Source organism: Pricia sp. (assembly GCF_041745955.1).
Taxonomy (GTDB): Bacteria; Bacteroidota; Bacteroidia; order Flavobacteriales; family Flavobacteriaceae; genus Pricia.
In genome coordinates, this window is the sequence record NZ_JBGTHY010000094.1 from 1 (window position 1) to 3,083 (window position 3,083).

Annotated in this window: 4 protein-coding genes; all 4 read left to right on the forward strand. The window is 45.2% G+C overall.

Going from position 1 to position 3,083, the window contains the following annotated elements; genetic code table 11:
• Positions 1-309 (forward strand): glycosyltransferase (locus tag ACEW8S_RS03240; RefSeq protein WP_373516751.1); only part of this gene is annotated, 309 nt, incomplete at its 5' end.
• Positions 310-434: 125 nt separating this feature from the next.
• Entirely contained in the window at positions 435-1,721 is a 1,287-nt protein-coding gene (locus ACEW8S_RS03245) for a citrate synthase (protein ID WP_373516752.1), read from the forward strand.
• Between the two features lie 112 nt (positions 1,722-1,833).
• Positions 1,834-2,748 (forward strand): dimethylarginine dimethylaminohydrolase family protein, encoded by a 915-nt coding sequence (locus tag ACEW8S_RS03250; protein ID WP_373516753.1) that lies wholly within the window; start codon positions 1,834-1,836, stop codon positions 2,746-2,748.
• A gap of 4 nt (positions 2,749-2,752) precedes the next feature.
• The coding region (locus tag ACEW8S_RS03255; protein WP_373516754.1) for an arginine deiminase-related protein at positions 2,753-3,083 on the forward strand (331 nt) is incomplete at its 3' end.

The following is a 3,083-nucleotide window of genomic DNA, read 5'->3' on the forward strand; positions in this document are numbered from 1 at the left end:
TTTATGCCCAGCCTTTTCGAACCTTGTGGTATCAGTCAAATGTTGGCCATGCGAAACGGTAACCCCTGTCTCGTACACCATACAGGCGGACTCAAAGATACAGTGGAGCATATGAAAACAGGATTTGCCTTTGATGGTGATACTTTTGAGGCCAAGCTTGAAGATATGGTGGTTCGATTCGATGAGGCACTTGATATATGGCAAAACGACAAGCCGAAATGGAAAAAAATACAGGCCGCAGCCAAAAAAATGCGGTTCACTTGGGATAAATCCCTTGATGAATACTACGAAAAACTATATCTTCTGTGAAATAGTTTCCGGCAGCTTTTTCTTTAAGAAATAGCTTGTTAAAACTTGCCTAAATGGGAAAGCCTAATAGTTGAGAAGTATGGTTTTTCTTAAATTTATAATTACCCTAAAAATCACTACACTACATGTCAGATAAAGCTACTTTAGAATACAACGGTAAGAAATATGAATTTCCGGTCATAAAAGGTACCGAAGACGAGTTCGCCGTCGATATAAAAACCTTGCGTTCTGTTACAGGGGGACTTATCACTTTGGATCCCGGTTATAAGAATACGGGTTCCTGTGAAAGCGCTATTACCTTTCTTGATGGTGAAAAGGGAATCCTTAGCTATCGGGGGTATAGTATCGAAGAACTGGCGGAAAAGGCCGATTTTTTGGAAGTGGCTTATTTATTGATTTTTGGGGAATTGCCTAACAAGCAGGAATTGGCCAAATTTCATAAGGACATTACCGACGAGTCGCACGTCGATGAAGAAATGAAGAAGATTTTGGACGGATTCCCGAAATCGGCGCATCCAATGGGCGTTCTTTCTTCGCTGACAAGTGCATTGATAGCCTTCAACCCGTCTACCGTCGATGTTTCTTCGGAGAAGGAAATGTACCACGCCATCGTTCGTATTTTGGCAAAGTTCCCGGTGTTGGTAGCTTGGACCCTGAGAAAGAAAAAGGGACTACCTTTGGATTATGGCGATGACGATTTGGGCTATGTGGAGAATATCCACAAGATGATGTTCAAGAGGCCGAGCAAATCCTATAATAAGAACGAGGTGGTCATAGAGGCTTTGGATAAACTGTTGATTCTACACGCCGATCACGAACAGAACTGCTCGACGTCCACGGTACGGATTGTCGGTTCTTCACATGCAGGTCTTTTCGCCTCCCTTTCCGCGGGAATATCGGCACTATGGGGACCTTTGCACGGTGGTGCGAACCAAGCGGTACTTGAAATGCTGGAAGCGATCGAAAAAGATGGCGGCGACACCAAAAAATATATGGCCAAGGCCAAGGATAAGAACGATCCCTTTAGGCTGATGGGCTTTGGCCACAGGGTATATAAGAACTTCGATCCCCGGGCAAAAATAATTAAAAAAGCTGCTGACGACGTGCTGGCGGATCTGGGTATCGACGACCCTATCCTGGATATCGCCAAAGGCCTTGAAAAGGAAGCTTTGGAAGACCAATATTTCGTGGATAGAAAACTATATCCCAACGTCGATTTCTACTCCGGAATAATTTATAGGGCATTGGGCATACCCACCGAAATGTTCACTGTAATGTTCGCTCTGGGCCGCCTACCCGGATGGATCGCCCAATGGCGTGAAATGCGATTGCGCGGCGAGCCTATAGGCCGACCGAGACAGGTATATATCGGTGAGACGAAAAGACCTTTTGTCGAACTGGATAAGAGATAGGTATGACCGACGATGGCCATACAAAAGAATAGCCAGACCTGTCAGGTTTCTAAAACCTGACAGGTCTTTTTAATCGTTCCATCTGCTTATCTTTACCTAAACTTTTCCAAAGATGCTTCGATTGAATATAAATGACGAGATTTCACCGTTAAAAGCGGTGGTTTTGGGTACGGCCGAAAGTCCCGGTCCCGTTCCGACACCCGATCAGGCGTATGACCCGAAATCCCTGGAACATATTTTGGCGGGCACCTATCCCAAGGAATCCGATATGATACTTGAAATGGATGCCTTTGCCCGGGTCTTTGCCAAGTACGGTGTTAAGGTATACCGTCCGGAAGTGCTGGAGGATTGCAATCAGATCTTTTCCCGTGATATCGCTTTTGTTATCGGGGATAAGCTTATAAAAGCCAACATTCTGCCCGAAAGGGAGAAGGAGGTCGAAGCTATTTTACACGTTTTGGACAAAATCGAGAACGGAAACATCCTCCAACCCCCGCAAGAGGTTCACGTTGAAGGTGGGGATGTGATGCCCTGGCAAGACCATATTTTTATGGGTACATACACGGCGAATGACTATGCAGATTACATCACGGCGCGGACCAACAAGGCGGCAGTGGATTATATTGCAGCGCAATTTCCGGATAAGATCATAAAATCCTTCGAACTCCGAAAATCGAATACCGAGGCTATACAGAACGCCCTACATCTCGATTGTTGTTTTCAGCCTTTGGGAATGGGTAAAGCGATACTGCACAAAAACGGGTTTCTGGTCGAAGAGGAATACCAATGGTTGGTAGATTTTTTTGGAGAGGAAAATATCTTCGAGATTACCAAAGAGGAAATGTACCGCATGTTCAGCAATGTTTTTTCCATATCGCCCGAAGTGGTGGTTTCCGAGCGCCATTTTACCCGCCTCAATGACTGGCTGCGAAAGCAAGGGTTTACGGTAGAGGAAATTCCCTATGCCGAGATTGCCAAACAAGAGGGCTTGTTACGCTGTAGTACCTTGCCTTTAATAAGAGAATAACAACATGCAAAGCACCAACACCATACTAATGATCCGCCCGGTCAGTTTTCGAATGAATGAGCAGACCGCGGTAAACAATTATTTTCAGGAAGATATCGATGTAAAGAATTCTGCCATAAATACGAGGGCACAGCAAGAGTTCGACGCCTTTGTCATCGTTTTACGGGATAGGGGCGTACATGTTATCGTAATAGAGGATACCAAAAATCCGGATACCCCCGATTCCATTTTCCCAAATAATTGGATCTCCTTTCATGAGGATGGTAGGGTAGGTGTCTACCCTATGTTCGCCGAAAACCGGCGTAACGAAAGACGGGACGATGTTTTGGATATTT

What these genes read in the sequence shown, in the direction of transcription:
- ACEW8S_RS03250 (WP_373516753.1), top strand. Translation starts at nt 1,834, where the DNA reads ATGCTTCGATTGAATATAAATGACGAGATTTCACCGTTAAAAGCGGTG.
- ACEW8S_RS03245 (WP_373516752.1), top strand. Translation starts at nt 435, where the DNA reads ATGTCAGATAAAGCTACTTTAGAATACAACGGTAAGAAATATGAATTT.